Genomic DNA, 24,680 nt, shown 5'->3' with positions numbered 1-24,680 from the left:
AACCCCCACTGATTAAAGTTTCACTTTATGTGATGCGGTAATAAAACTATCTAGTTTGCTATTCTTAGTATTTGTAAAGTCTATATATTTTTCCTCTTTTGTGGAAAGTAAAACTATTGTTACGACCAGTAATATAGTGTCATGTTTTTGAATATTCCATTCGTTTTTTATTTTTAGTTGATGAAAAGACCTTTCTCTCAATTAAATATTTAATTGAGTACTTGAATTTCCTCCACCTTGTACTTTTCAAAGCATAGTGCTTCAAAAATAGCCGTATCGCTTTCATCTGTTTCCAATTTCACAACTTCTTTATTATCTTTTTCTAAAATTTGGAGCAAAATAGTTTTTCAGTTTCACATTTAAATTAGCAGTATTTATTTTTTGAATTCAATTTGTATAAATGAATGAATTGGAACTTTGACTGTTGTTTCTTGCGGTGGTACAGTATCTCCTGTTACTTTCGCTTTATTTTAAATCTTTTTCCAGCTTGGTCCTCACATTGACTACCACTGTATTTTGAAGTACTTCACTGTTTTCTCAAATTCAATAATTATATTTTGTAGAATTAAGAAAAGAACTTAGTGTATTTCCTTTACGTATCTACTCTGATATTTAGATGCTAACTACAATTAAATAATATATGATTTTTATAAAAAAGATATAGTAATATTTTGTTGTGAATTGTACTAATTTGATATTTTATAGTATTATTTGTCGTGAATTATATATAACAAAATATATTTTATGGATCTATAAAGGAGAATGTAATGAATACTTCTATCGATATACAACACTTGTGTGATCTTTCACATAAAGCATTTAATGCCCCTGTACATATTTTATCTGCAGACAGAAAAATTTTATATCATTCTACATCTGATAATGTTTGTAGTCCTTTTTATTCTTCAAAAGAAGAACATCTTAGTGATATTTATCAAGAAAACGATCCCTGTAACTTGCCACTTTTTCGAAGCAACAACTATCTTGAAAATTTTGTTCTAATTCATATAGAAAATCATGATGATATTAAAGGGACTATTATAATCGGTCCTACTATACATTCAAAAGATTCAGATGATATGATCATAAAATTTCAGAAAGAATTTAAATCAAATGATAACATTCAAGAAAGACTTGCCTATTATCAGTGTTTATCTGAGATTAAAAAAACTACATTAATTGATATGGGAATTTTATTACATTACATGATTTTCAATGAAAAGTTAGATGTAGATATTGTCTTGGAAAAAAATAAAGTACTAGAGGAAACTCCTAATAAAAATGTGAAACCTGATTTATATATTTTAAAACGTCGACAAAACAAACCTAAAACGCACAATATGGCATTAGTAAATGATTTCTTTTCGACTATCAAAGAAGGAAATAAAAAAAAGTTAATACAGTATATGTATGCGGTTTCGCAAGAAGATGTTGAACTTATGCTAGTAGAGGATCCGCTCAGGAATCAAAAAAACCTTGGAATTATTGCGATTACCTTAGCCACTCGATATGCAATAGAAGGAAATCTGCCACCAGATATTGCTTTTGCCCATAGTATTTTATATATACAAACCCTAGAACAATTAGATAATGTAGAATCTGTAAAGCGATTATCAGGGGACGCTTTACGTACCTTTGCAGATCGTGTGAAAGAATACAATGCAAAAAAGTATTCTTACGCGGTTACTACATGTATAAAACATATTAATAAAAATGTTTACGATGGAATATCTCTGAATGAACTTGCTAATCATTTAGAAATTACGCCTACTTATCTGTCTAAACTATTTAAAAAAGAAATGGGAATTACTTTAAGTGAATATATTCAAAGGGAACGAGTGGAAGAAGCAAAGAAATTATTAACCCTCACTACTTATTCGTTATCAGATATCTGTGCTTGGCTTAACTTTAATGACCAAAGTTATTTTATAAGAGTTTTCAAAAAAATCACTAGCATGACTCCTAGGCAGTACCGTGAAAAATATACAATAATATAAGCTTGTTATTTGCTGTCTCCAATGTAAAGACTTAAACATGGGTGTAAGTATCCCAAAAGATGAAAATACTGGACTTATTACTCTAGAAAGAGTTTGTGATTTGTCTAGAAAAAGAACTTGTATTCAAATAGACGTATGAGATTAACCAGATATTATCTTGTTAGCGGAACAGTTTCAATTTTTAGGAGTTAGAAAAATAATGGAGAAACAAAGTATATCTATTTTTTTAATAACAATCATGTGCTGAATTTATCCAGCTATTTGCCGGGCAGTAAGACCTCCATCTAAAAATTCAGCGAAAGCAAAGAAGTTAGGTGGGGGGGCGGGCTGCCCGTAAAAGCCCGATTGGTGAGAGCTAATAATCAGTGGGGGATGAACAAAACCCCCACTGATTAAAGTTGCACTTTATCGGTATAGTTCTGAATCAGATAAACTAGTCTGATGTCAGCTCAAACAAATAGCTCTTGAAGACTTTATAAACACATATGTGAGCAAAAGCTCAATGGAAATCTTTGTACCATATTGTTAATTTGAAAAAATACACTAACCGTTATTTTGCTAAAGGAAATAAAAAGACAGAAGGCTGCAAAGTGTTCCAAGGAAGCTTTGCAGCTTTTTTGTAATTAAAAACCTATGTTTATAACGAAGATAAGTTTATAGACTAATATCTTCATACTGGATATTTATTAATAATGATATTAGGATTTTTTTGTGAAAAATCAATAATATAACATATATTACTAAATATATCTACATTTTATGCAATTATACATAACTAAATAAAGGTAAAAAAGTATAAAAAAACCTATTATATTATTCTATAAGTATTTTTTCTAAAATAAAATTTCTTGGTTGAGCTAAAATAGTTATTTTTAACCGTATACACATTAATTTGTAATCATTCCAATTACAGAAATGAAATTTACGAATAACTATATTTATATAATTTTTTCTGGGACATATTTTTATTTAACAGTGAATTATCGAGCTTAATCGACAAAATCTTTCTATTTACGCATTAAAAATTTAATGTTTTAATGAACAACATAACTGGTATGACCAGACAGAAAGGAGAAGGTTACGCTAATAGGAATTATAGTGAAGTTGTAAGTAACATTATGTCTTTAATAATTTTCTAAATAGTCAATTTATTCACAAGAGGTCAAGAATCAAATTGGTAATAAACGTGTTCTAAGTTTCTGCATAACAAAAGTGAAGTTATTCCGCAATAAAAGTATAAGCAATGTACAGTATAATTTCATCTTTTGTTGTCTAGTAAGGAGTTTGCTGACAAAACTAAGAGGGATATTATCAAATTGGAATTAAACAATGTTATGACAAGATTAACTGTAAGCATTGGTTTATTGATCCTCACGATTCTGTAAGTTAAACCGCAACTTTAGGAAAGAATTAATAATTTACTACTCATAAGGTGCCTGATTCAAATATAGTTAATAAATTTTTGTTATTTATATTTTAAAAAATAGAGTATCGAAATGAGAGATAAATAAAATCCTTATATCCTATTAGAAGTAAAAAACAACGATATTAACGTATCTGAAAGATTTCTCCTTCTTATCCAGTTTATAAAGAGAGCGGTCGTACAAGTTATATGAATTAAGTTATAAAAACAATGGTAAAGGAGTGTACGGAATGAAAACTAAAATAATGACAGGATTTTTAATAACATCCATTGTAACTGGAGCAACTATTCCTATCAATACTCTCGCAACACCAATCGTTCAAGCAGAAACTCAACAAGAAAACATGGATATTTCTTCATCATTACGAAAATTAGGTGCGCATTCTAAATTAGTCCAAACGTATATTGATCAATCTTTAATGAGTCCTAATGTACAGCTAGAGGAAGTCCCAGCTTTAAATACCAATCAATTCCTAATCAAACAAGATATGAAGGAATGGTCATCGGAACTCTATCCACAGTTAATTCTATTAAATTCAAAAAGTAAAGGATTTGTAACAAAATTTAATAGTTATTACCCGACATTAAAATCGTTTGTAGACAATAAAGAAGATAGAGAAGGGTTTTCGGATAGACTTGAAGTACTTCAAGAAATGGCTATGACGAATCAAGAAAATGCGCAACGACAAATCAATGAATTAACAGATCTTAAATTACAGCTTGATAAAAAATTAAAAGATTTTGATACTAATGTGGCAACTGCGCAAGGCATACTAAGTACAGATGGAACAGGAAAAATAGATCAGTTAAAAAATGAAATATTAAATACCAAAAAAGCAATTCAAAATGATTTACAGCAAATTGCATTAATACCAGGGGCTTTAAATGAACAGGGATTTGCTATATTCAAAGAAGTTTATAGTCTTTCAAAAGAAATTATTGAACCGGCTGCTCAAGCAGGGGTGGCAGCGTATAACAAAGGAAAAGAAATTAACAACTCTATTTTAGAAGCGGAGAAAAAAGCGGCGCAAGAAGCGACAGAACAAGGTAAAACTGCTCTAGAGATTGAAGCAGCAAAAAAAGCAGCTCGTGAAGCAATTGAGAAAAGCAAACAAGGTGAAATAGCAGCCGCAGCCGCAGCAAAAACACAAGAGTATGACCTGATGAAGGTCATTGATACCGAAAAGATTAAGAAAACATTTGGCGTTTTTGCTGAAGTAAATAAATTAACAGCAGAACAGCGAGCATATTTAGATGATTTAGAGAAACAAAATCAAAAAATATATGATTTAACAACGAAATTATCAATAGCTGATTTACAAAAATCAATGCTTCTTCTTACACAAAATGATTTGCATACGTTTGCAAATCAAGTAGATGTAGAACTTGATCTACTAAAGCGCTATAAAGAAGATTTAAATCTAATAAAAAATAGCATTACAAAATTATCTACTAATGTTGATACAACTAACGAGCAGTCTCAAAAAGATACATTAAGACAATTAAAAAATGTAATAAGTTACCTTGAAGAACAAGTATATAAATTTTAATATTGCGTTTTTTGGGAATTCATAAAGATTATAAGCATTTAGCGAAAGAAGGAGAATAGTCATGAAAAAATTTCCATTCAAAGTACTAACTTTAGCTACATTAGCAACTGTTATAACTGCTACTACCGGTAACACTATTCATGCATTTGCACAAGAAACGACCGCTCAAGAACAAAAAGTAGGCAATTATGCATTGGGCCCCGAAGGACTGAAGAAAGCATTAGCTGAAACAGGGTCTCATATTCTAGTAATGGATTTATACGCAAAAACAATGATTAAGCAACCAAATGTAAATTTATCTAATATCGATTTAGGCTCAGAGGGGGGAGAGTTGCTCAAAAATATTCACCTTAATCAAGAGCTGTCACGAATCAATGCGAATTACTGGTTAGATACAGCGAAGCCACAGATTCAAAAAACTGCTCGTAATATTGTAAATTACGATGAACAATTTCAAAATTATTACGACACATTAGTAGAAACTGTACAAAAGAAAGATAAGGCAGGTCTAAAAGAGGGTATAAATGATTTAATTACTACAATCAATACAAATTCAAAAGAAGTTACAGATGTGATTAAGATGCTACAAGACTTCAAAGGGAAACTATATCAAAATTCTACAGATTTTAAAAATAATGTTGGTGGTCCAGATGGGAAAGGTGGATTAACTGCAATATTAGCAGGTCAACAGGCAACGATTCCACAACTTCAAGCTGAAATTGAGCAACTTCGTTCTACTCAGAAAAAACATTTTGATGATGTATTAGCATGGTCAATTGGTGGTGGATTGGGAGCAGCTATTTTAGTTATTGCAGCTATTGGAGGAGCGGTAGTTATTGTTGTAACTGGCGGTACAGCAACACCGGCTGTTGTTGGTGGACTCTCGGCTCTTGGCGCAGCTGGTATCGGTCTAGGAACTGCGGCTGGTGTCACAGCATCTAAGCATATGGACTCCTATAATGAAATTTCTAACAAAATCGGAGAATTAAGTATGAAAGCAGATCGTGCTAATCAAGCAGTTCTTTCGCTTACTAACGCGAAAGAAACATTGGCATATTTATACCAGACTGTAGATCAAGCGATATTGTCTCTAACAAATATTCAAAAGCAATGGAATACAATGGGCGCAAATTATACAGATTTATTGGATAATATCGATTCTATGCAAGACCACAAATTCTCTTTAATACCAGATGATTTAAAAGCCGCTAAAGAAAGTTGGAATGATATTCATAAAGATGCAGAATTCATTTCAAAAGATATTGCTTTTAAACAGGAGTAGAACTGAAATTTAAAACCTAAATTGGAGGAAAATGAAATGATAAAAAAAATCCCTTACAAATTACTCGCTGTATCGACGCTATTAACTATTACAACTGCTAATGTAGTTTCACCAGTAACAACTTTTGCAAGTGAAATTGAACAAACGAATAATGGAGATACGGCTCTTTCTGCAAATGAAGCGAGAATGAAAGAGACCTTGCAAAAGGCTGGATTATTTGCAAAATCTATGAATGCCTATTCTTATATGTTAATTAAGAATCCTGATGTGAATTTTGAGGGAATTACCATTAATGGGTATGTAGATTTACCTGGTAGAATCGTACAAGATCAAAAGAATGCAAGGGCACATGCTGTTACTTGGGATACGAAAGTAAAAAAACAGCTTTTAGATACATTGAATGGTATTGTTGAATACGATACAACATTTGATAATTATTATGAAACAATGGTAGAGGCGATTAATACAGGGGATGGAGAAACTTTAAAAGAAGGGATTACAGATTTACGAGGTGAAATTCAACAAAATCAAAAGTATGCACAACAACTAATAGAAGAATTAACTAAATTAAGAGACTCTATTGGACACGATGTTAGAGCATTTGGAAGTAATAAAGAGCTCTTGCAGTCAATTTTAAAAAATCAAGGTGCAGATGTTGATGCCGATCAAAAGCGTCTAGAAGAAGTATTAGGATCAGTAAACTATTATAAACAATTAGAATCTGATGGGTTTAATGTAATGAAGGGTGCTATTTTGGGTCTACCAATAATTGGCGGTATCATAGTGGGAGTAGCAAGGGATAATTTAGGTAAGTTAGAGCCTTTATTAGCAGAATTACGTCAGACCGTGGATTATAAAGTAACCTTAAATCGTGTAGTTGGAGTTGCTTACAGTAATATTAATGAAATGCACAAGGCGCTTGATGATGCTATTAACGCTCTTACTTATATGTCCACGCAGTGGCATGATTTAGATTCTCAATATTCGGGCGTTCTAGGGCATATTGAGAATGCAGCTCAAAAAGCCGATCAAAATAAATTTAAATTCTTAAAACCTAATTTAAATGCAGCGAAAGACAGTTGGAAAACATTACGAACAGATGCTGTTACATTAAAAGAAGGAATAAAGGAATTAAAAGTGGAAACTGTTACTCCACAAAAATAGGGAAATATTAATTCTGTTGTAAAGTGAACTAAAACATAGAAAGTCTATGATTACACTGTTAAACAGAAAAGTAATAATTAATAAATCCTTATATAACAGAAAGGCGGAGTCTCATTAAAGACTTCGCCTTTCAATTATATATAAGTATGATTCGAATAAAAAATAACCTTGTAGTTTAATTGCTTTTTTAAAATTTGCAACAGAATCGGTTAATTTGAAGCAGATTATATACATTTTCTTTAATAATTAATGATTTGAAGGCTGCTAAAGAAAGTTCAAACGATACTGATAAAAGATGTAGAACTCATTTTGAAAGACATCGCTTTTTAATAAGATTAGAACTTGAAACCATACCTTATATAGGAGGAATACGAAATGATGAAAAAAATCCCTCATAAACTACTCGCTGTATCAGCATTTTTAACTATAACAACTACTTATGCAGTCATACCACTAGAAACTTTTGCAATTGAAATTGAACAAACGAACACTGAAAATATGTCTCTTTCAGCAAATGAAGAACAGATGAAAAAAGCTTTGCAAGATGCTGGTTTATTTGCAAAAGCTATGAATGAATATTCTTATTTGCTAATTAATAATCCAGATGTGAGTTTTGAAGGAATAACTATTAATGGAAATGCAGATTTACCTAGTAAAATTGTACAAGATCAAAAGAATGCAAGAGCACATGCTGTTACATGGAATACACAAGTAAAAAAACAGCTTTTAGATACATTGACAGGCATTATAGAATACGATACAAAATTTGAAAATTATTATGAAACATTAGTAGAGGGGATCAATACTGGAAATGGAGATACTTTAAAAAAAGGGATTACAGATTTACAGGGAGGAATTCAACAAAATCAAAAGTCTGCAAAAGCATTAAAAGAAGAATTAATTCAATTAAAAAATGCTATTGGAGAAGATGTTAGAACATTTGGAAGTCATAAAGAGACATTGCAATCGATTTTAAAAAACCAAGGTGCTGATGTGGAGGCTGACCAAAAGCGTCTAGAGGACCTTTTAGGACAAGTAAAATATCAGAAAGACATAGAATCTAAGGGCTTAGACATGGTGAAAATCCCCTTTATTCCAACCTTGATTGCTGGTGGCATAATGATAGGTGATGCAAGAGGTAAGTTAGGTTGGCTAGAACCTGAATTAGCAAAATTGCGTCAGACTGTAGATTATAAAATAACATTGAATCGTGTAGTTGGAGTTGCATTTCATAATATTAGTGATATGCATAGTATGCTTGATAGTGCTATCACTGCTCTTACTTATATGTCTACGCAATGGGAGGATTTAGATTCTCAATATTCGGGTGTACTGGGACATATTGATAAAGCTGATCAAAAAGCTGATCAAAATAAATATAAATTCTTAACCCCTAGCTTGAATGCAGCGAAAAACAGTTGGAAAACATTAAAAACAGATGTTGTCACTTTGCAAGAAGGGATAAAAATTGCAGAGAAAAAAGAACAGGATTTTTTGAATCAGCTTCGTCCATCAAACGTTTTCTACTTTTATAAAAAAATTCATAACGCATACACTTTTGAAATAAAGACTGGAACAAATGCGCCAAATGCGTCTTATAAAGTTATGAATTTAACTAAAAACACTGTTCATAATATGTGGAGTGGAGGGGCTAATACTAACATGTGGGCTGATTGGCTTTCATTCAATCCAAATGATGAATTTGCGGTAGTAGCAGTAGTGGATGGTAAAGAATATGTTGTGTATAAAGACAAAGTCCAAAATATAATGAACTGAATCTGAAAGTAACGAAGTAATTGGAGCTGGAGAATAAACTAGACACCAAGTTAATTGAAAAATTGCAATGGCATATATCTCCTTATATCCTAGAATAATTTGCTCAAGAAAAAGAATTTGTTCAGCGAAAAAGTAAATATTGAACCAAGGAGTTAGTTGTCTTATGTGTATGGTTTTACCGAAAGGTTTCAAGTACATTACTCATACAATTATGTAGTTATCCTGAAGCATCTACAGGTGTTCTTATCGACCTTGAAGAACTACTTAGCTTCCTAAGTTGAGTGATTTTATGCAAAATTAAGTAAACGTTTTTGTACATAGATTAGTTGACATTTATATAGTTTTTTTCCATTTTTAAAGATAGTTTTGTTTTTTATGTTATTTTTCAAAAATTACTGCTGAAATTTCTATATTCATCACTCAGCATATAATCATTGTTTGATGAAATGACATACCACGTCCCTTAGAGTTTCAGACATATTACGATAAATTAAAGAAAAAAGATAATAGTAGTCAACGGTTACTATTATCTTTTTTGAACTATTTTTCATTAAAATATCTCATCTGCTGTGCCCCTTATTTACTTTTCTAGATTTTATCCTAGTTTAAAATTTATGCATTTGAACTGTTTATACAATTTGTAGGATTTTTAGCTTTTTTGTCGAATACACTTAATGCAAGGAGGGACATTACATGATTATTAAAGATTATTTCATCAACCTTTCTATTTTTTCTTTATTAGTTAGCGCAGCAATATTTATTCAAGTGTTTACAATTAATTCTAGTCGATATTTTGAAAAGCTCTATGGAGGGATTATTGCAGTTACGTTAATGTTCTTTTCTTTTCCATACATGGGATTTTCCTACGATCTTCGAGTTGTTCCTCTTATTCTATCTTTTATTTACTTTGGTCGTATTGCTGGTTGGATTACGTTAATTAGCATAATTGTAATGCGTATCTTTTACACAGGAGGGTACTGGGAACCTCCTGTGATTGCTTATTTAGGTATGGGGATTCTATTTTCTACCTTTAAAACTTATTTTAAAAAACTACATCCTTTTAAAAGTGCATCGTTATATTTTTCTGTTTTTATTGGAATAAAGTGGTTAGTTGGCGTATTATTTAATACTACATTACTTTACACAGGAGGCTTATTATATATAGCGTTAGGACTTTTAATTGGGCTATTTCTTATGGAAGCCTACCAGAGATTGTATTATTTAACACAGGACTTATCTAAAATGAATCGAGAATTAAAAAAATCGAAGCAAGAACTTGCAGATACCGTACATGAGCTTCAAGGAGGAATTTTTAAATTTAAAAAAGTGGGTAAGCACTTTATACACACTTTATGTGATGGACAGTTTTATTATCAAAACGGATTTTATTCTGAACAGGTGGTAGGAAAAAGCTTACGTACTATTGATGCTTCTATTGTTCCTCCACATTTAGTTCCACAATTGATGAAGTACTATCTTCAGGCATGGGAAGGAAAAGAAATTATATTTGAATTACCTTGGCCAAATGATAAAACTATTATTCTTATTGCGCTTAGGCCGATTAAACGAAATGGACAAGTTATTGAAGTTGTTGGTTCTACAGTTGATATAACCGAAAGGAAAAAGGTAGAATCAGAATTAAGCGCTACCAAAGAATTATTGGAATCATTTATAAAGCACAATCTAGATGCTATTACCATTTCTGATCGAGAAGGGCATATTTTACAAGCGAATAAAGCTTATGAAAAGATATTTGGGTGGTCATCACAAGAAATCATAGGTAAGAGATTACCTTGTGTACCAGATTTTTTAATGGAAGAATCGATTAAAAATATTCAGAAAATTCTAACAGGTGAATCTGTGGTTACTAGATTAGAAACTGTTAGACAAAGGAGCGATGGGAGTCTTCTTGATGTCAGTCTGACAGTTTCTCCTATACTAGATGTAAGAGGAAATGTGATAGCTTTATCAGCAATATGTAGAGACATCTCTGAAAGAAAACAAGCAGAAAGAGAACGACATCGATTACACCAGCAATTAAGAGATAGTGAAATGAAGTACCGTGCACTAATTGAACAAGCAACTGATGCGGTATATGTAGTAGAGCTGAATGAAGATAATGCTCCAAGTCGATTTATTGAGGTAAACCCTGTTGGGTGTAGAAGATTTGGATATAGTAGAGAAGAGTTGCTCTCATTATCATTTTCAAATGTAGTACCACAAGATTCTCAAATAATCGTAAGGTTATTAGAAAAAATTAAAAAGGGACAAACTTCCTTCACTTTGCAAGATGAATATGTTTTTCCAACAGGAAAAGTAATAACAACTGAGTTTAGTGTTCGTGTTTTTAACTTAAATGGTAAAAAAGTTTTCCTAAGTATTTCTCGTGATATCACTGAACGGCTAAAAACAGAAGAATTATTACGAAAATCTGAAAAACTTGCTGTTGTAGGACAATTAGCGACTGTAATGGCTCATGAGATTAATAATCCATTAACTGCAATGAAAGGGTTCATGCAATTACTAAAATCAACGGAAAATGAAAATAATCAAAGTTATATAAATATAGTATCATCAGAGATTGAGCGTATAGAGAGTATTACAACTGAATTTATGGCGGTAGCCAAACCACAGGTGGTAAAAATAAAACCTAATGATATTAGTGTGCTAATGGATCAAGTTTTAATGCTACTACAACCTCAAGCAATGATGAATAATATAAAAATTAGAATTGATCTTAACCCTGGTATTCCATTGATTTCATGTGAAGGAAATCAATTAAAGCAAGTATTTGTTAATATATTAAAAAATGCAATTGAATCTATGCCGATGGGAGGAGAAATTCTCATTCAATTAAATATACTTGATAATAATCAATTAAGTATTCGTTTTATCGATCAAGGGTGTGGGATTCCAAAAGAACGTATACCATACCTCGGAGAACCTTTTTATAGTATTAAAGAAGAGGGGATTGGCTTAGGGTTAATGATCTGTTATAAAATCATTGAAACACATCAGGGAAAGGTATTTATTGAGAGTGAAGTGAATAAGGGAACTACAGTTGAAGTCACTCTCCCTATTTGTACACTTCAAAATTAATACACTCTTTTACTGAAATTTTATAAATTTGTGAGCAGTTAGCTTTGGCTAGCTGCTTTTTTGCATATATTGTAATGGATTCTTCATATTACGGCTTTTTGATGTTTCATATATGGATTTTGTAGCTTTTAAGAACTCTGTAAGTGTTTTGTAATATTTACGAGAGACTTTTTTAACAGTTATGAGAGAGAAAAGAAAGATTTGTTATATATGATGAAATTAATCTTACTAGTAGGTGTTCTAATTGACCTAGAAACCAAGGAGGAAAAATAACAATGAAACAATTGAAGCCAGCAATTAGTGTATTAGGTAGTGTATCGATGGCACTGACTCTAGTATCTCCTGCTTTAGCAGATGTAAAACAACCGAATCCAGGAGGTACAGTTGAAATATTTAAAGAAAATGCAAATGCAAAAAAAGAAGATAAGAATTTCACGCTCGGATCTGATGGGGAGATAGGTTCGCTCATTACACAAAACATTGAAATGGCAAACAATGATTGGGACAAAGATGGTATTTCTAACGACTTAGAGATTAATGGTTATAAAATTGAATTCAATTCACAAACTGGAAAAAATGAAGCGAAAGCATGGGATCCTGAGAAGGATAAAGGGAAACCAAAATTTATATCGAATCCTATGAATGCAAATACGGATGGTGATCCTTTTACTGATATGTATGAGGTTGAGAATTATAACAACGATTCTGATACTAATTTCAATCCGATAGTTGCCAACATACCGAATTTGCAAATTGGTGTCAAACGAATTGAGGTAATTCCTATTGCAACCATTACGGATAATAATGGCGGATCAGTTAGCAGAGGGTGGGAAAAAAGTGTATCTACACAACATTCATTTAATGTAGGTTTAAGTGGTTCAGGTGGTGTAGAAGGCTCAGCAGCCGGCCCTGTTCCTTCCGGAAGTGTTTCAGCAAATGTGGGATATGGATATTCAAAAACAACTACGGAAACGGAGAGTTATACAAATAATTTTGATTGGTCTACGGCAACAACTGTGGATACAGCGAACGCAGCAAAATTACGGGTACATTTGGAATATAAGAATGTAGGAACAGCATCCGCTGAAAATGTTTCGCCACATTTTAATATTCGTTTAGGAAACAAAATTATTAATACTGTAAAGGCAACACAAGATCGTTATAAAGCAAACTATTTAAGTACAGAAAAAGGTGGACGGAATAAAACAGAAGTAGTAATTGACAGTTTAGAAGGACAAGCAGATGCAAATATTGTCTTATCTTTGGATGAATTAAAAGCTGTTGAACAAGGGGAACTTCTTTCGATTGAAGTTTTACCTACAAGTACAATGGATTTATCTATTGAAAAAGGTGAAGAAATTATGCATTTGGGGGATTCAGGGAGATATGAGTCTAGAGTGAATGCAGCTACTGAACAATTAGAAACAGATATAGGAAATATACCAAAGTTTAGGATATATACTCCTAAAGACAAATCCCTTGCTGATAAGCCAGTTTTATCATATAACGAAGTTTTTCAACATGTAAATATAGATACGAAAAAAGTGAATCATATTGTAAACAAGGCTAAAAGTACTAATAACGTATCAGTGGTTTCAGCTAATAATGGAACTGATGCATTAAACGATTTAAAAGCGGGACAGGGAGATGGCGGTTATTTACATAAAGATTCTGTACACGGTGCTTTTGCAAAACTACAGCAACCAACATTAGTAGAAGGTAGTTATGATTCTGTGACGCAAAAGATTAGGGCAACAGTTTTACCGGGTTTATTTGGAGTGAGTAAAGAGATTCCTACTACGTATAACAAGAAATGGAATGCTCCATCACAAACAGTAACACTAGTTAAACGTGAGAATGGATTTACATATGAGTCTAGAGAAAATATACACCCTATTAAATCTGAAATTGCTGCGCACAGAAAAGTTACATTTGAAATCAATGACGCACACAATTTAACGCCTATACAAAAGATTGATACTGAAATTAAAGCTAATAAAGAATTTGAAGATTATGTAGTAGATAATTCAGGTGAATTTGTTACAGAAGGAGTTCCTTATACTGTGGCCTCATATGGAAATACAGCTTATTGGGGAAGTCATCATGCCGGGAATAAATGGGAGTATCTTTGGTCTGAAAAATCTAGTGATGAAAAAGTGAATGTAATTATTGAAAGAGTAGGTCAACCTAAACCTGGAAAACCAATTAAAAAGGATGAAGAGGTATTAATTAAATTTCAAAATCCTATTTATTCAGATTATGCATATTTAAAACTTCAAGATAGTTATATCCATTTAGATCAAAAACAGAACGCAAGTACTTTTAAATTTAATCATGCATATCCAAAGAATTTCACTGGACACCATAAGCAATGGAACATACTATCTAATGGTAACAAGTTAAAGGTAGGATATTTAATCGATTATATGAAATATGGTAATGGAGAGAATGGGACTGATACTATAGCATGGAATCTATCAAGAGTTCAGTAATAGGTAATAGTTCTGTTGCTAAGTTTGGAAAGAGAAACGGAAATGAATTGAATCCGAAAAGTTAGATACGATAATTTAGGTTACTAATAAGGAATGAGTTCGATGTTAAATCGGACTCATTTCTTTTAATTTATATGATTTAGTAACTACTATTTTAAATACTTATCTAGTCATATAAGTAATCAAATGTTAAGATTACTATCTATATTACATAATTTATTTTTCGAATTTTCATTTGTTTTGAGGCTGAAATGTGGAATTCTGATTTATTTATGTGATTAGTTTCTATATCTTTACCTATAAAGATATTTTTATTGAATAATAGAAAAAAATTTTGTGTTATTGGTGAAAAAGAAGTGAGGATAGTATATGAAGAAAAGAATTTTAATCGTAGAAGATGAAGAAAATATTCGAGAAGTATGCAAACGATATTTAGAAAGAGAAGAATATGAAGTTTATACAGCTGTAAATGGTAAAGAAGGTTGGGATTTATTTCTTACACATCAACCAGATTTAATTATATTAGATTTGATGATGCCAAAAAAAGATGGATGGGAATTATGTGAGGAAATTCGTCAACAGTCAAATGTCCCTATTATTATGTTAACTGCTAAGGGAGAGGAAAGGGATCGGATTTTAGGCTTAACAATGGGGGCAGATGATTATTTAACAAAGCCATTTTCCCCTCGTGAATTAGTATTAAGGGTTCAAATTATACTAAGAAGAGGAAGTCATGTGCCAATACAAGCGAAAGAATCCCTGTTGGAAGTGATAGAGTTTCCAGATTTAAAAATATACCCAAAGACAAGATATGTACTTGTTTGTGATAAGGAAGTGGAGTTAACGGTGAAAGAGTTTGAAGTACTTTATCTCATGGCAAAGCATCCAAAACAAGTATTTTCTCGCTCGCAGCTTCTTGAATTAATTTGGGATTTTGGACATGAAGGGGCATCAAACACAGTTACCGTATTAGTGAGTCGTTTACGTGAAAAGCTCGAGAAGCATACGATAAAGAATCGTTGGATTCATACGGTCTGGGGTATAGGATATCGCTTTGAGCCAAATGGAGGAAATGAAACATGAGATTACGTATTCAATTGTTACTCATGAATCTATTAAGTACCAGTATTATGGTAATTGCTATATGGTATAGTGAGACCAAAATGTTACTTGAACAGGAACAAACGCGGTTATTAACAGTAATTGCATTTGTGGCATTCATTATTTCAACGTTTATTTATTGGTTAATGACACGTCCTATCATGAGATCTATACAAAATTTAATAAAATTGACGAAACAATTTAGTGATAGACACTTTGAAACAATGTATATAATTGGGCAAGAACCACGTGAGTTTAAAGAATTAGCAACAGCCTTTCAACAGATGGCAAAAAAATTAGAAGAAGGGTTTACTAAGTTAGAGGAACAGGAAAACTCTCGTAAGGAGCTAATTACCAATATCTCCCATGACTTACGAACACCTATGGCTAGTATGCAAATGATGATAGAAGCATTACAAGATAACCTGATTGAAGATCCTGAAATGAAAAAGCAATACTTAGCAACGGTTTTAAAAGAAATAGAAAGATTAAATGGATTAATTAACGACTTATTTGATCTTTCAAAGTTAGAGTTTGAGCAAGTAGATTTTCACCCAAGTTTCACACATTTAGATAAAGTTCTATTAGATGTATTAGAGTCACATTCTGTCTTATTAGGGGACAAACAAATCCATGTGCAATTGGAGGTCCCTGATACATTACCTCAACTTTTGATTATGCCTTGTAAAATAGAAAGGGTCATAGGTAATTTATTACATAATGCAATTCGATATTCTCCTATCTCTGGAACAATCGAGTTGACTGTAGTGGAAAATAAACTAACTCAAAAGGTCCAATTCACTTTGCGGGATGAAGGAATAGGAATTTCTCCAAATGATCAATTACGTGTATTTGAACGCTTTTTTAGAACAGATCGATCAAGAAGTTCACAATCTGGAGGTTCCGGACTTGGATTAGCTATTGCAAAATCATTAATTGAAATGCACAAAGGGGAAATTGGTGTAAGGAATCGCGCAGATGGTAAGCAGGGAAGTGAATTTTGGTTCACTCTTCCCATCACATCAGTAAAAAAATAAGATGGCTGAAAGACTTTTGTAACATTTATGTTAGAAAAATGAAAGACCTTCTTGTTAACATACTACTACACAGTATGTTACAGGAGGTTTTTTACTTTATGAAAAGAAAATATGTATGGCTTATAGGTGGTTTGATAATTGTATTGGGGATTTTATGGTCATTGTTCCGACCAGAGAAATTATTTATTGATAAGCACGTAAATGAATCATTGCCACAAGCAGAGATACAATCAACTGAAATAAAGCAGCAAAGTGATCGAGTAATAAGGGAAGGTCAGTTTCAAAACGGTGTCCATGAAACAACCGGAACGGCAAAAATTCACCAATTAGCAGATGGAAAACGTGTTTTACGGCTTTCTAATTTTGCAACATCTAATGGGCCAGATGTACGAGTTGTATTAGTTCCTACAAATCGTTTGAAAAATAATGAAGACGTGAAAAACTATCAGTATATTGAATTAGGAAAATTAAAGGGAAATAAAGGAGATCAAAACTACGAAATTCCTGAAGGAATAGATGTAAATGAATATGGTTCGGTTTCTGTTTGGTGTAAAAGATTTAATGAAAACTTTGGTGCGGTTTATTTTAATAATTAAATATGAACTTAAAATATCCTTTTACAGGAGGAATTCATATGGGTTATGGTAGTAGCTGCAGCGGACTTAGTTGCTAAGAAGGGCACTTATAAGAGTGTCTTTTTCATATTTCTCAATTTTGGTATATTTTAAGGCTATTGGACGTTTACGGAGAGATTTTATCATTTTAGCAAGAAGACTCCTTCTTACATAAATGGACTAAGCATTCGCTCATTTCCACACATTGGTTCGAGCACTTTCATTTTTTTATCTTTTACAAAAGAAAGGAAAAAATCTAGTTCCTTTCCTTTTACAATTGACTTATTTATTTCATACATTCTTGTACATAGTTCAATGTAATATTCAACCATTCCTTTTTGACCCTTTATCTTTACTTATAAATTGATCATTCTTAATAATCTTACCATTTAAGGGTGAAATTTCATATTTATTATTTTACTCTTAAAAACATATGTATAATGTATTCACAACTAGTCAACATAAGGCATCAGTATCGGTAGCAAGTGTAAAAGTAAATCACTACTATCACAAGGAATCAGCCTTTTTACTCTATTCATTTTTTTATACATTTCTATCCTGGCGCGCTTTTAAGGTTCTCGTTTGTTACTGGATTAGCCGAAAAACTGTATAAAATCTTGCATACCCTTAGTGTGCTTTTTTTCGAAGCGCTGGAAAGCCCCTTTTAAGAAAAAAGAAAAGATACCCTAAGATGCCTTTTCTAATAGTTTTTTAACAGAAGCAACTGCATCCGATAATGATTAATAGAATAAATAATACAACTAATAAAGCAAAACCGCAGCCTTCACCGCAAGTACCACCATATCCCATAATAATAGTTCCTCCTTTAGATAAGAGGGCAAAACTAGGGTTCATTCCATGTATTTTAACAGGTTCACTTTACCTTAAGTTTTTAGGGATTAATTGAGCAGGTGCTTTTGAAAAAAAGAAAAGACCCCAAGGGCGCCTTCCTCCGGCCTGAACAATTTTAATTTTAATAATATGTATTGGACTCCTATCCAAATATAATTTTACCATGTTAAGTTGTTTTGTTCTGGGGTATCATCATATCGCTATATACCTAAAAATACTTACTACCCATTCTTGTTATAAATATTGTTCTGCCAAGGTTAATAGGGGGAGTACCACATGCCCATCAAGCTAAAATTTTGAAGTAGACCCAAAATGAAATTTTCCTTTCTCTACAGCTAGTTATTTTGAGAAATGAGCTCATTTTTTTGTACGATACATTTTTTAACTAATTTTGGTTAAGTTATTTTCAAAGAGGTTATTGCTAATTCAATGGATATATCTATATAACACTATGCCTGATTTTTAAAATAGAAATTTCTTAAAAACTATATGTAACTTCTTTCTGAAAGGAAGGTATTATCAATTGAAACCGTATGGAAAAATACCTGATAACTCTATAAAATCTTTACAGGAATTAATGCAATTACTAAAAAAATCTAAAGATTTTATAACGTTGGAGATCGCTTCAAACAAATCCTCTATAGTCATTTCATATTTTAGAACCTTAATCGATGTAAATATATTTCATGAAGAGGTTTTAACTTATATAAAAGAGAAGAGCTGCGATTCATTACAAGATATTCGGTCTGTCTTACCCTTTGAAAATTCAAAAATAACAAATCAAATTGAAGATATTCAGGATAGTATTTTAAATGGCTATATACTTATTCAGTTCGATACAGATAAACTAAATTGTTTGTTAGTAAATGTGTCAAAGAAAGAAAAAAGGGATATTACAAAAGCTGAAATTGAATATAATATTGTGGGTCCGCAAATCGCATTTGTCGAAGATTTAGATGTAAATTTAAATTTAGTACGTAGAAAGCTTCCAACACCTTATTTACAAATGAAAGAATTGAAAGTAGGATCTCTCTCTAACACAACTGTTGCGATTGTATTTATTGAGGGAATTGTAAATGATCAAAATCTACAAGAAATTATAAAAAGGGTAAGTCAAATAAAAACAGACCATGTTTTGGATAGTACTTATTTGATGCAGTTAATTGCAGACAACCCGAATTCTATATTCCCTCAATTTTTGAATACAGAACGTCCGGACCGTGTGGCAGCTGTATTAGCAGAAGGGAAAATTGCACTTTTTGTAGATGGCTCGCCTTATGCCATCACTCTTCCAACAACATTAATTGATTTTTTTTCTACGACAGAAGATTACACCATGCCTTGGATTATAGCCTCTTTTTTTCGTCTATTAAGGCTTTTTGCTTTTATATTTTCTGTCTTAACGACGCCATTATATGTCTCGATTTTAACATATCATTACGAGCTTATCCCAAAAGAACTTCTTGAAACGTTAATCATATCGAGAAGTAAAGTACCTTTTCCTCCATTAATTGAAGCACTTTTTTTAGAAATAACGATTGAATTACTGAGAGAAGCAGGGGCACGTTTACCAACTAAAGTGGGTCTAACTGTCGGTATCGTAGGTGGTATTGTAATTGGACAAGCATCGGTAGAAGCAAGTCTTACAAGTAACGTACTTATTATCATTGTTGCACTTTCAGCTCTTAGTTCATTTACAGCACCAATATATCGAATTGGTAATACAATTCGAGTAATTCGTTTTCCTTTTATAATATCTGCACACCTGCTGGGCTTATTAGGAATTGTTTTAACAAGTTCTTTCCTTTTAGCACGCTTATTACGTACAGAATCATTAAGACGTCCTTATTTGTTTCCTTTTTATCCTACACGCCCTACAGATTGGAAAGACAGCATTATCCGTTTGCCGATCTCAGCGATGTTTCGACGTCCTATTTTTTCAAGGTCTAAACAGCGTTTTCGCTTTAATCCAGAAGAGGTAGAGAAAAATAAAATCATATCACGAAATGATTTTGATGATTGAATTTAACAGGGAGGAGCATTATGAAACAGATCCCAATTGAGTATCAAGTCTCGCCATATATGGTATTTTTTTTAATTATTACTATACAGTTGGGAGTTGGTATGCTTGGTTTTGAAAGGATTAGTGCAAAATTAGTTGGAAATGATGCGTGGATTAGCACGCTACTTTTTGGAATATCTGTTAATATTATGATTTGGATCATATATCAGATTTTAAATCAGGGTAATGGAGACATCATTGCAATCAATCAAAACGTACTTGGAAAATGGATTGGTGGATTGCTCAACTTCATTTTTTTATCCTATATTGTATTGTTAGGTGCAACAACACTACATACTTATATCGAAGTAGTACATGTTTGGATGTTTCCTTCAATTTCATCTTGGGTTATAGCAGGGGCTTTTTTGGGTCTATGTTATTACATTGTTACTGGAGGATTTCGTGTAGTTGCCGGAATCGGCTTCTTTGGAATCGTTATCCCAAGCATTCTAATCTTCACATTTTTTTATCCTTTGCAGTATGCAGATTTCCAGAATTTATTTCCAATTGCACAGCATTCATTCCTAGAAATTATGAAAGGAATGAAAGGAAATATGTTTAGTTTTTTTGGATTTGAAATGTTATTGCTGTACTACCCATTTATTAAAAAGGCAAAAACGTCTCAAAAATATGCGCACTATGCAAATTTAGTAACGACTATTGTCTACACATACCTTATGATTTTAACTCTTGCATTTTTTAGTGAAAAACAACTAGCGAGTGCGATATGGGCATATTTAAGCATGATTAAAATTATACAATTTCCCTTTATAGAGCGGTTTGAATACATTATTGTTTCTGTTTGGGCTTTTTTTATATTACCCAATGTTTCCTTTACATTATGGGGAGTAAGTCGTGGTATAAAAGAGGCACTGGGAATAAAGCAAAAATATGTTTTGCCAGTTATCATCCTATTCATCTTTGTTTTATCATTTTTCTTGAATAATCGTAATAAAATTAACTTATTAAATACTTGGACAGGTCAAATGGGCTTTGTATATATATATGTATACCTACCTGTACTATGGCTAATTCAAACGGCCAAAATAAAGTTAAGGAGATAAACATGAAGCGATGGATACTTTTCCTTATATTAAGTGTCTTCTTAATAGGTTGTGCTAAAACGAAAATTGTGGATGACATTGACTTAGTTCAAGTTGCGGCATATGATACCGAAGCAGAAGGTAAGCTAAAAGGAACCTTTGCGATTTCAGCTTATAAAGGAGGCGGGGAAGGTGAAACAAAAATCTATTCAGCATCAGGCCAGACTGGTAGAGAAGTTCTTGCAAGAGCATCCGAAAAATCTTCTGGACCTCTAGAGTTGGGGCAATTGCGTGTTATTATATTTAATGAAAAAATAATTGAAAAGGGAATGCAGGAAATTTTAGAGACTTTGAACCGAAATCCTAGTGTAGGAAATGCAATTTATTTAGCAATTACAAATGTAAAAGGGGAATCACTATTAAAGGGGAACTATTCTAAAGAAAAAGAAATTGCTTCCTATCTATCCTCTTTACTGGAGCAAAATATGGACAATGGAACGCAGCCCAAAACAAATTTTTTTATGTTTTTAAACCAACTTAATGATGATGCGAGAGATTCCTATTTACCGATAATATCTAAAAAAGGTAACGTGTTGGAGTTAGATGGAATAGCACTTTTTAAAAGATGTAAAATGGTTGATAAAGTGAACCCTAAAGATTTATTTGTATTTAAATTGTTGACAGATAATTTTAAACAAGGTACATACCAATTCAAACTACCTGGTTCTTCAAATACTTACGCTACGATAGAGAATATAAAAGCTAGAACAAAATATAAGATGGAGGGGAATAGTAAGCATCCATTCGTAAATGCTCATATTCAAGTTAAAGCTGAAATTCAAGAATTTACAAAAACAAAAAATCTAGATAATCCTAAAGAAATAAAAAAATTAGAAAAAATTATGGAAAAAGAAATAGAAAAAAAAGCAACTACATTGATAAAGAGATTTATTAAAAAAGACACAGATCCTATAGGACTTAGAAAGCTTGGTAGAACTCACGTAAGAAAATGGAACAGTCAAGAATGGGAAGAATCCTATAAAGATTTACGTTTTCGTGTAACAGCTGATGTAAAAGTAACCCAATCTGGTGTCACAGAATAAATCAAATAAGATATGGGAAATTTTAATAAAAAATATAGTCTCGCAGGAGATTAGGGAGAAGAGAAACGATTAACAAAGAATTTCATAAACATTAAGATGCTTTGTTAATCGTTTTTATACCTGTAGCTTTATCACTTATAGTAATCATAATTATAATAAAAGAACAACGAAACAAATTCCCGATACCATATAATTATAAGAGGACAATATCTAAGTTTAAAGAGTGCAGTGTCTTCGTTTTTTATTGAATTAACTTTTACATGTTGGTTCAATATTTTCTATTCTCTTGGAACTTAGTTCTCGTTTACTTCTCACAAAAGCAATAAAATCTATTATCTCTTCTGTTGACAGTGCTTCTCCATCTACTAAAAGTGTTGCATCTGGATCGTTTAGGAGTCTTGTAATATCAATTACATCTTTGTTTTGATGTGAATGTTCAATTCGACCTAATATATAATCTACAGATGTATCAAATAAATCGGCTATTTTAGATAAAGATTGTAATGAAGGTAATCTATAACCATTTTCATAACCAGCATAGGTGCTTTTCGCAATCCCAAGTCGATCTGCTGTCTCTTGTAAGGACCATTTTTGATTTTTTCTTAATTTAGATAAACGTTCCAGCATTCGTCTCATACCCCATCTAATTTTATTAAATTAATTATAGCATAGAAAAAGAATCAAGAATAGAAAAAAAGTACGCGTATTGAATACAAAATCTTGATTAATTCAAATTAAGTTCTATAATGATAAATATAAATACGCATTATGCGAACGATATATCGTTGTTTATTTTATGGAGGGGTTGTGTATGAAGAAAATTTTATTACTTGCAACTGGTGGGACAATTGCATCTGTGGAGGGGAATGAGGGGCTTGTTCCAGGATTGTCTGCTGAGGAATTATTGAATTATTTTTCGAAGTCTTCTCGAAACTTAGAAATAGATTGCAAAATCTTAATGAATATTGATAGTACCAATATGCAACCTGAGCACTGGAAAGAAATAGCTAATGCTGTTTTTAATCACTATGATGACTATGACGGGTTTGTGATTACACATGGAACGGATACGTTAGCTTATACATCTTCCGCGTTATCTTATATGCTGCAAGGTTTAAGAAAACCAGTTGTTTTAACAGGTTCACAAGTACCTATTAGTTTTAAAAAGACAGATGCAAAGAAAAATGTAGCTGATGCTCTTAGATTTGCCTGTGAGGATGTTGGCGGTGTGTTTATTGTTTTTGATAGTAGGGTGATTATTGGGACGAGAGCAGTTAAAATGCGAACAAAAAGTTATGATGCATTTGAAAGTGTGAATTATCCATATGTTGCTGAGGTAAATGAAAATGAAGTGAAATATCATTGGAAGCCAACGTCCCCCCATAATGAACTTTCAATAAATACTAATTTATGTACGGATGTTTTTCTTATGAAATTGTATCCAGGTACAAAGCCAGAGATATTTGATTGCTTAAAAGATTTGTATAAAGGAATTATTATTGAAAGTTTTGGAAACGGTGGATTACCTTTTGAAGGAAGGAACTTGCTTTCGAAAATTCAAGAGTTGACTGAAATGGGGATTGCTGTAGTGATTACTACTCAATGCCTGGAAGAAGGAGAAGACATACTTCTCTATGAAGTAGGACGGAAAGTGGCACAACATCAAGTAATATTGTCTGGAGATATGAATACGGAAGCCATCATAGCAAAATTGATGTGGGCGCTTGGGAAAACTAATAAATTAGAAGAGATTAAAAAAATTATTGAAGAGCCTTTAGTCTACGATTTAACAATAAAATCTGATAAGGATTGGTAATGACTTCATATGATTTATTTAGGTTTTACATTTAATATGGGGGAGAAATTAAAATGGCAATGACAAACAAGAACGTGCGAGTGGAGAATGATTTTTTGGGAGGAAAGGAATTACCTATTGAGGCATATTACGGAATTCAGACTTTACGCGCTGTTGAAAATTTCCCGATTACAGGGTATAAAATTCATGAAAGTTTAATTAGAGCGTTCGCAATTGTAAAAAAAGCAGCAGCGCTTGCTAATACAGATGTAGGAAGATTGGAATTAAAC

The 24,680-nt window shown here is 32.1% G+C and carries 17 protein-coding genes and 2 pseudogenes; 15 read left to right on the top strand and 4 right to left on the bottom strand.

What is annotated here, in order from left to right:
• Window positions 1-209 precede the first annotated feature (209 nt).
• Window positions 210-338: a hypothetical protein gene (locus HMPREF2590_RS28440; protein ID WP_000939299.1), complete on the bottom strand. Its 129-nt coding sequence runs from the start codon at window positions 336-338 to the stop codon at window positions 210-212.
• Window positions 339-767: 429 nt separating this feature from the next.
• Here HMPREF2590_RS28440 and HMPREF2590_RS01975 point away from each other — a divergent pair, with 429 nt between their 5' ends.
• From HMPREF2590_RS01975 to HMPREF2590_RS01930, 10 genes are all read left to right on the top strand, one after another.
• Window positions 768-1,997, top strand: a complete 1,230-nt coding sequence (locus HMPREF2590_RS01975; RefSeq protein ID WP_050821955.1) for a helix-turn-helix domain-containing protein — start codon at window positions 768-770, stop codon at window positions 1,995-1,997.
• A 1,653-nt stretch (window positions 1,998-3,650) separates the two neighbouring features.
• On the top strand, window positions 3,651-4,970 hold the full coding sequence (gene hblC, locus HMPREF2590_RS01970) for a hemolytic enterotoxin HBL lytic component L2 (protein WP_000850227.1): 1,320 nt from the start codon (window positions 3,651-3,653) through the stop codon (window positions 4,968-4,970).
• Window positions 4,971-5,031: 61 nt separating this feature from the next.
• Window positions 5,032-6,252, top strand: coding sequence for a hemolytic enterotoxin HBL lytic component L1 (gene hblD, locus HMPREF2590_RS01965; protein WP_000714435.1), 1,221 nt, complete (start codon window positions 5,032-5,034; stop codon window positions 6,250-6,252).
• Window positions 6,253-6,288: 36 nt separating this feature from the next.
• Complete coding sequence (gene hblA / locus HMPREF2590_RS01960; protein ID WP_000591972.1) at window positions 6,289-7,416, top strand: hemolysin BL binding component B; 1,128 nt, start codon at window positions 6,289-6,291, stop codon at window positions 7,414-7,416.
• Window positions 7,417-7,791: 375 nt separating this feature from the next.
• Window positions 7,792-9,192, top strand: a complete 1,401-nt coding sequence (hblB, locus tag HMPREF2590_RS01955) for a hemolysin BL regulatory component HblB (RefSeq protein ID WP_044584613.1) — start codon at window positions 7,792-7,794, stop codon at window positions 9,190-9,192.
• A 693-nt stretch (window positions 9,193-9,885) separates the two neighbouring features.
• Entirely contained in the window at window positions 9,886-12,291 is a 2,406-nt protein-coding gene (locus HMPREF2590_RS01950) for a PAS domain S-box protein (protein ID WP_000584297.1), read from the top strand.
• Window positions 12,292-12,566: 275 nt separating this feature from the next.
• A complete protein-coding gene (locus HMPREF2590_RS01945) occupies window positions 12,567-14,783 on the top strand; it encodes a binary toxin-like calcium binding domain-containing protein (protein ID WP_000811551.1) in 2,217 nt (738 codons plus the stop codon).
• A 369-nt stretch (window positions 14,784-15,152) separates the two neighbouring features.
• Entirely contained in the window at window positions 15,153-15,866 is a 714-nt protein-coding gene (locus HMPREF2590_RS01940; protein ID WP_000746049.1) for a response regulator transcription factor, read from the top strand.
• The gene (locus HMPREF2590_RS01935; RefSeq protein WP_002098245.1) at window positions 15,863-16,921 is read left to right on the top strand and encodes a sensor histidine kinase; all 1,059 of its coding nucleotides are present in this window, start codon (window positions 15,863-15,865) and stop codon (window positions 16,919-16,921) included. Before HMPREF2590_RS01940 ends, HMPREF2590_RS01935 begins: the two co-directional genes overlap by 4 nt.
• A 98-nt stretch (window positions 16,922-17,019) precedes the next feature.
• A complete protein-coding gene (locus HMPREF2590_RS01930; RefSeq protein ID WP_000824728.1) occupies window positions 17,020-17,517 on the top strand; it encodes a DM13 domain-containing protein in 498 nt (165 codons plus the stop codon).
• A gap of 188 nt (window positions 17,518-17,705) precedes the next feature.
• Here the strand turns inward: HMPREF2590_RS01930 and HMPREF2590_RS30615 are convergent.
• Window positions 17,706-17,867: pseudogene (locus tag HMPREF2590_RS30615) on the bottom strand (SAM-dependent methyltransferase); the annotation flags it as partial.
• Between the two features lie 379 nt (window positions 17,868-18,246).
• Entirely contained in the window at window positions 18,247-18,345 is a 99-nt protein-coding gene (locus HMPREF2590_RS28430; protein ID WP_074595434.1) for a YjcZ family sporulation protein, read from the bottom strand.
• 619 nt (window positions 18,346-18,964) lie between these two features.
• Here HMPREF2590_RS28430 and HMPREF2590_RS01925 point away from each other — a divergent pair.
• The 3 genes from HMPREF2590_RS01925 to HMPREF2590_RS01915 are packed head-to-tail and all read left to right on the top strand — an operon-like array spanning window position 18,965 to window position 22,595.
• Window positions 18,965-20,410 (top strand): spore germination protein, encoded by a 1,446-nt coding sequence (locus tag HMPREF2590_RS01925; RefSeq protein WP_372584087.1) that lies wholly within the window; start codon window positions 18,965-18,967, stop codon window positions 20,408-20,410.
• A 20-nt stretch (window positions 20,411-20,430) separates the two neighbouring features.
• Window positions 20,431-21,513, top strand: coding sequence for a GerAB/ArcD/ProY family transporter (locus HMPREF2590_RS01920; RefSeq protein WP_050821953.1), 1,083 nt, complete (start codon window positions 20,431-20,433; stop codon window positions 21,511-21,513).
• A 2-nt stretch (window positions 21,514-21,515) separates the two neighbouring features.
• Window positions 21,516-22,595, top strand: coding sequence for a Ger(x)C family spore germination protein (locus tag HMPREF2590_RS01915; RefSeq protein WP_000832860.1), 1,080 nt, complete (start codon window positions 21,516-21,518; stop codon window positions 22,593-22,595).
• Window positions 22,596-22,844: 249 nt separating this feature from the next.
• Here HMPREF2590_RS01915 and ansR read toward each other — a convergent pair whose 3' ends face one another.
• Window positions 22,845-23,222 carry an HTH-type transcriptional regulator AnsR gene (gene ansR, locus HMPREF2590_RS01905; protein WP_000893567.1) on the bottom strand — a complete coding sequence of 126 codons (378 nt, stop codon included), beginning with the start codon at window positions 23,220-23,222 and terminating at the stop codon, window positions 22,845-22,847.
• Window positions 23,223-23,406: 184 nt separating this feature from the next.
• Between ansR and ansA the strand changes: the two genes are divergently transcribed.
• The gene (gene ansA, locus HMPREF2590_RS01900) at window positions 23,407-24,411 is read left to right on the top strand and encodes an asparaginase (RefSeq protein ID WP_044584609.1); all 1,005 of its coding nucleotides are present in this window, start codon (window positions 23,407-23,409) and stop codon (window positions 24,409-24,411) included.
• A gap of 53 nt (window positions 24,412-24,464) precedes the next feature.
• A pseudogene (locus HMPREF2590_RS01895) lies at window positions 24,465-24,680 on the top strand (lyase family protein); the annotation flags it as partial.

This window comes from Bacillus sp. HMSC036E02 (genome assembly GCF_001836235.1).
GTDB lineage: Bacteria > Bacillota > Bacilli > Bacillales > Bacillaceae_G > Bacillus_A > Bacillus_A cereus.
This window is presented reverse-complemented; position numbering and strand designations above follow the sequence as displayed.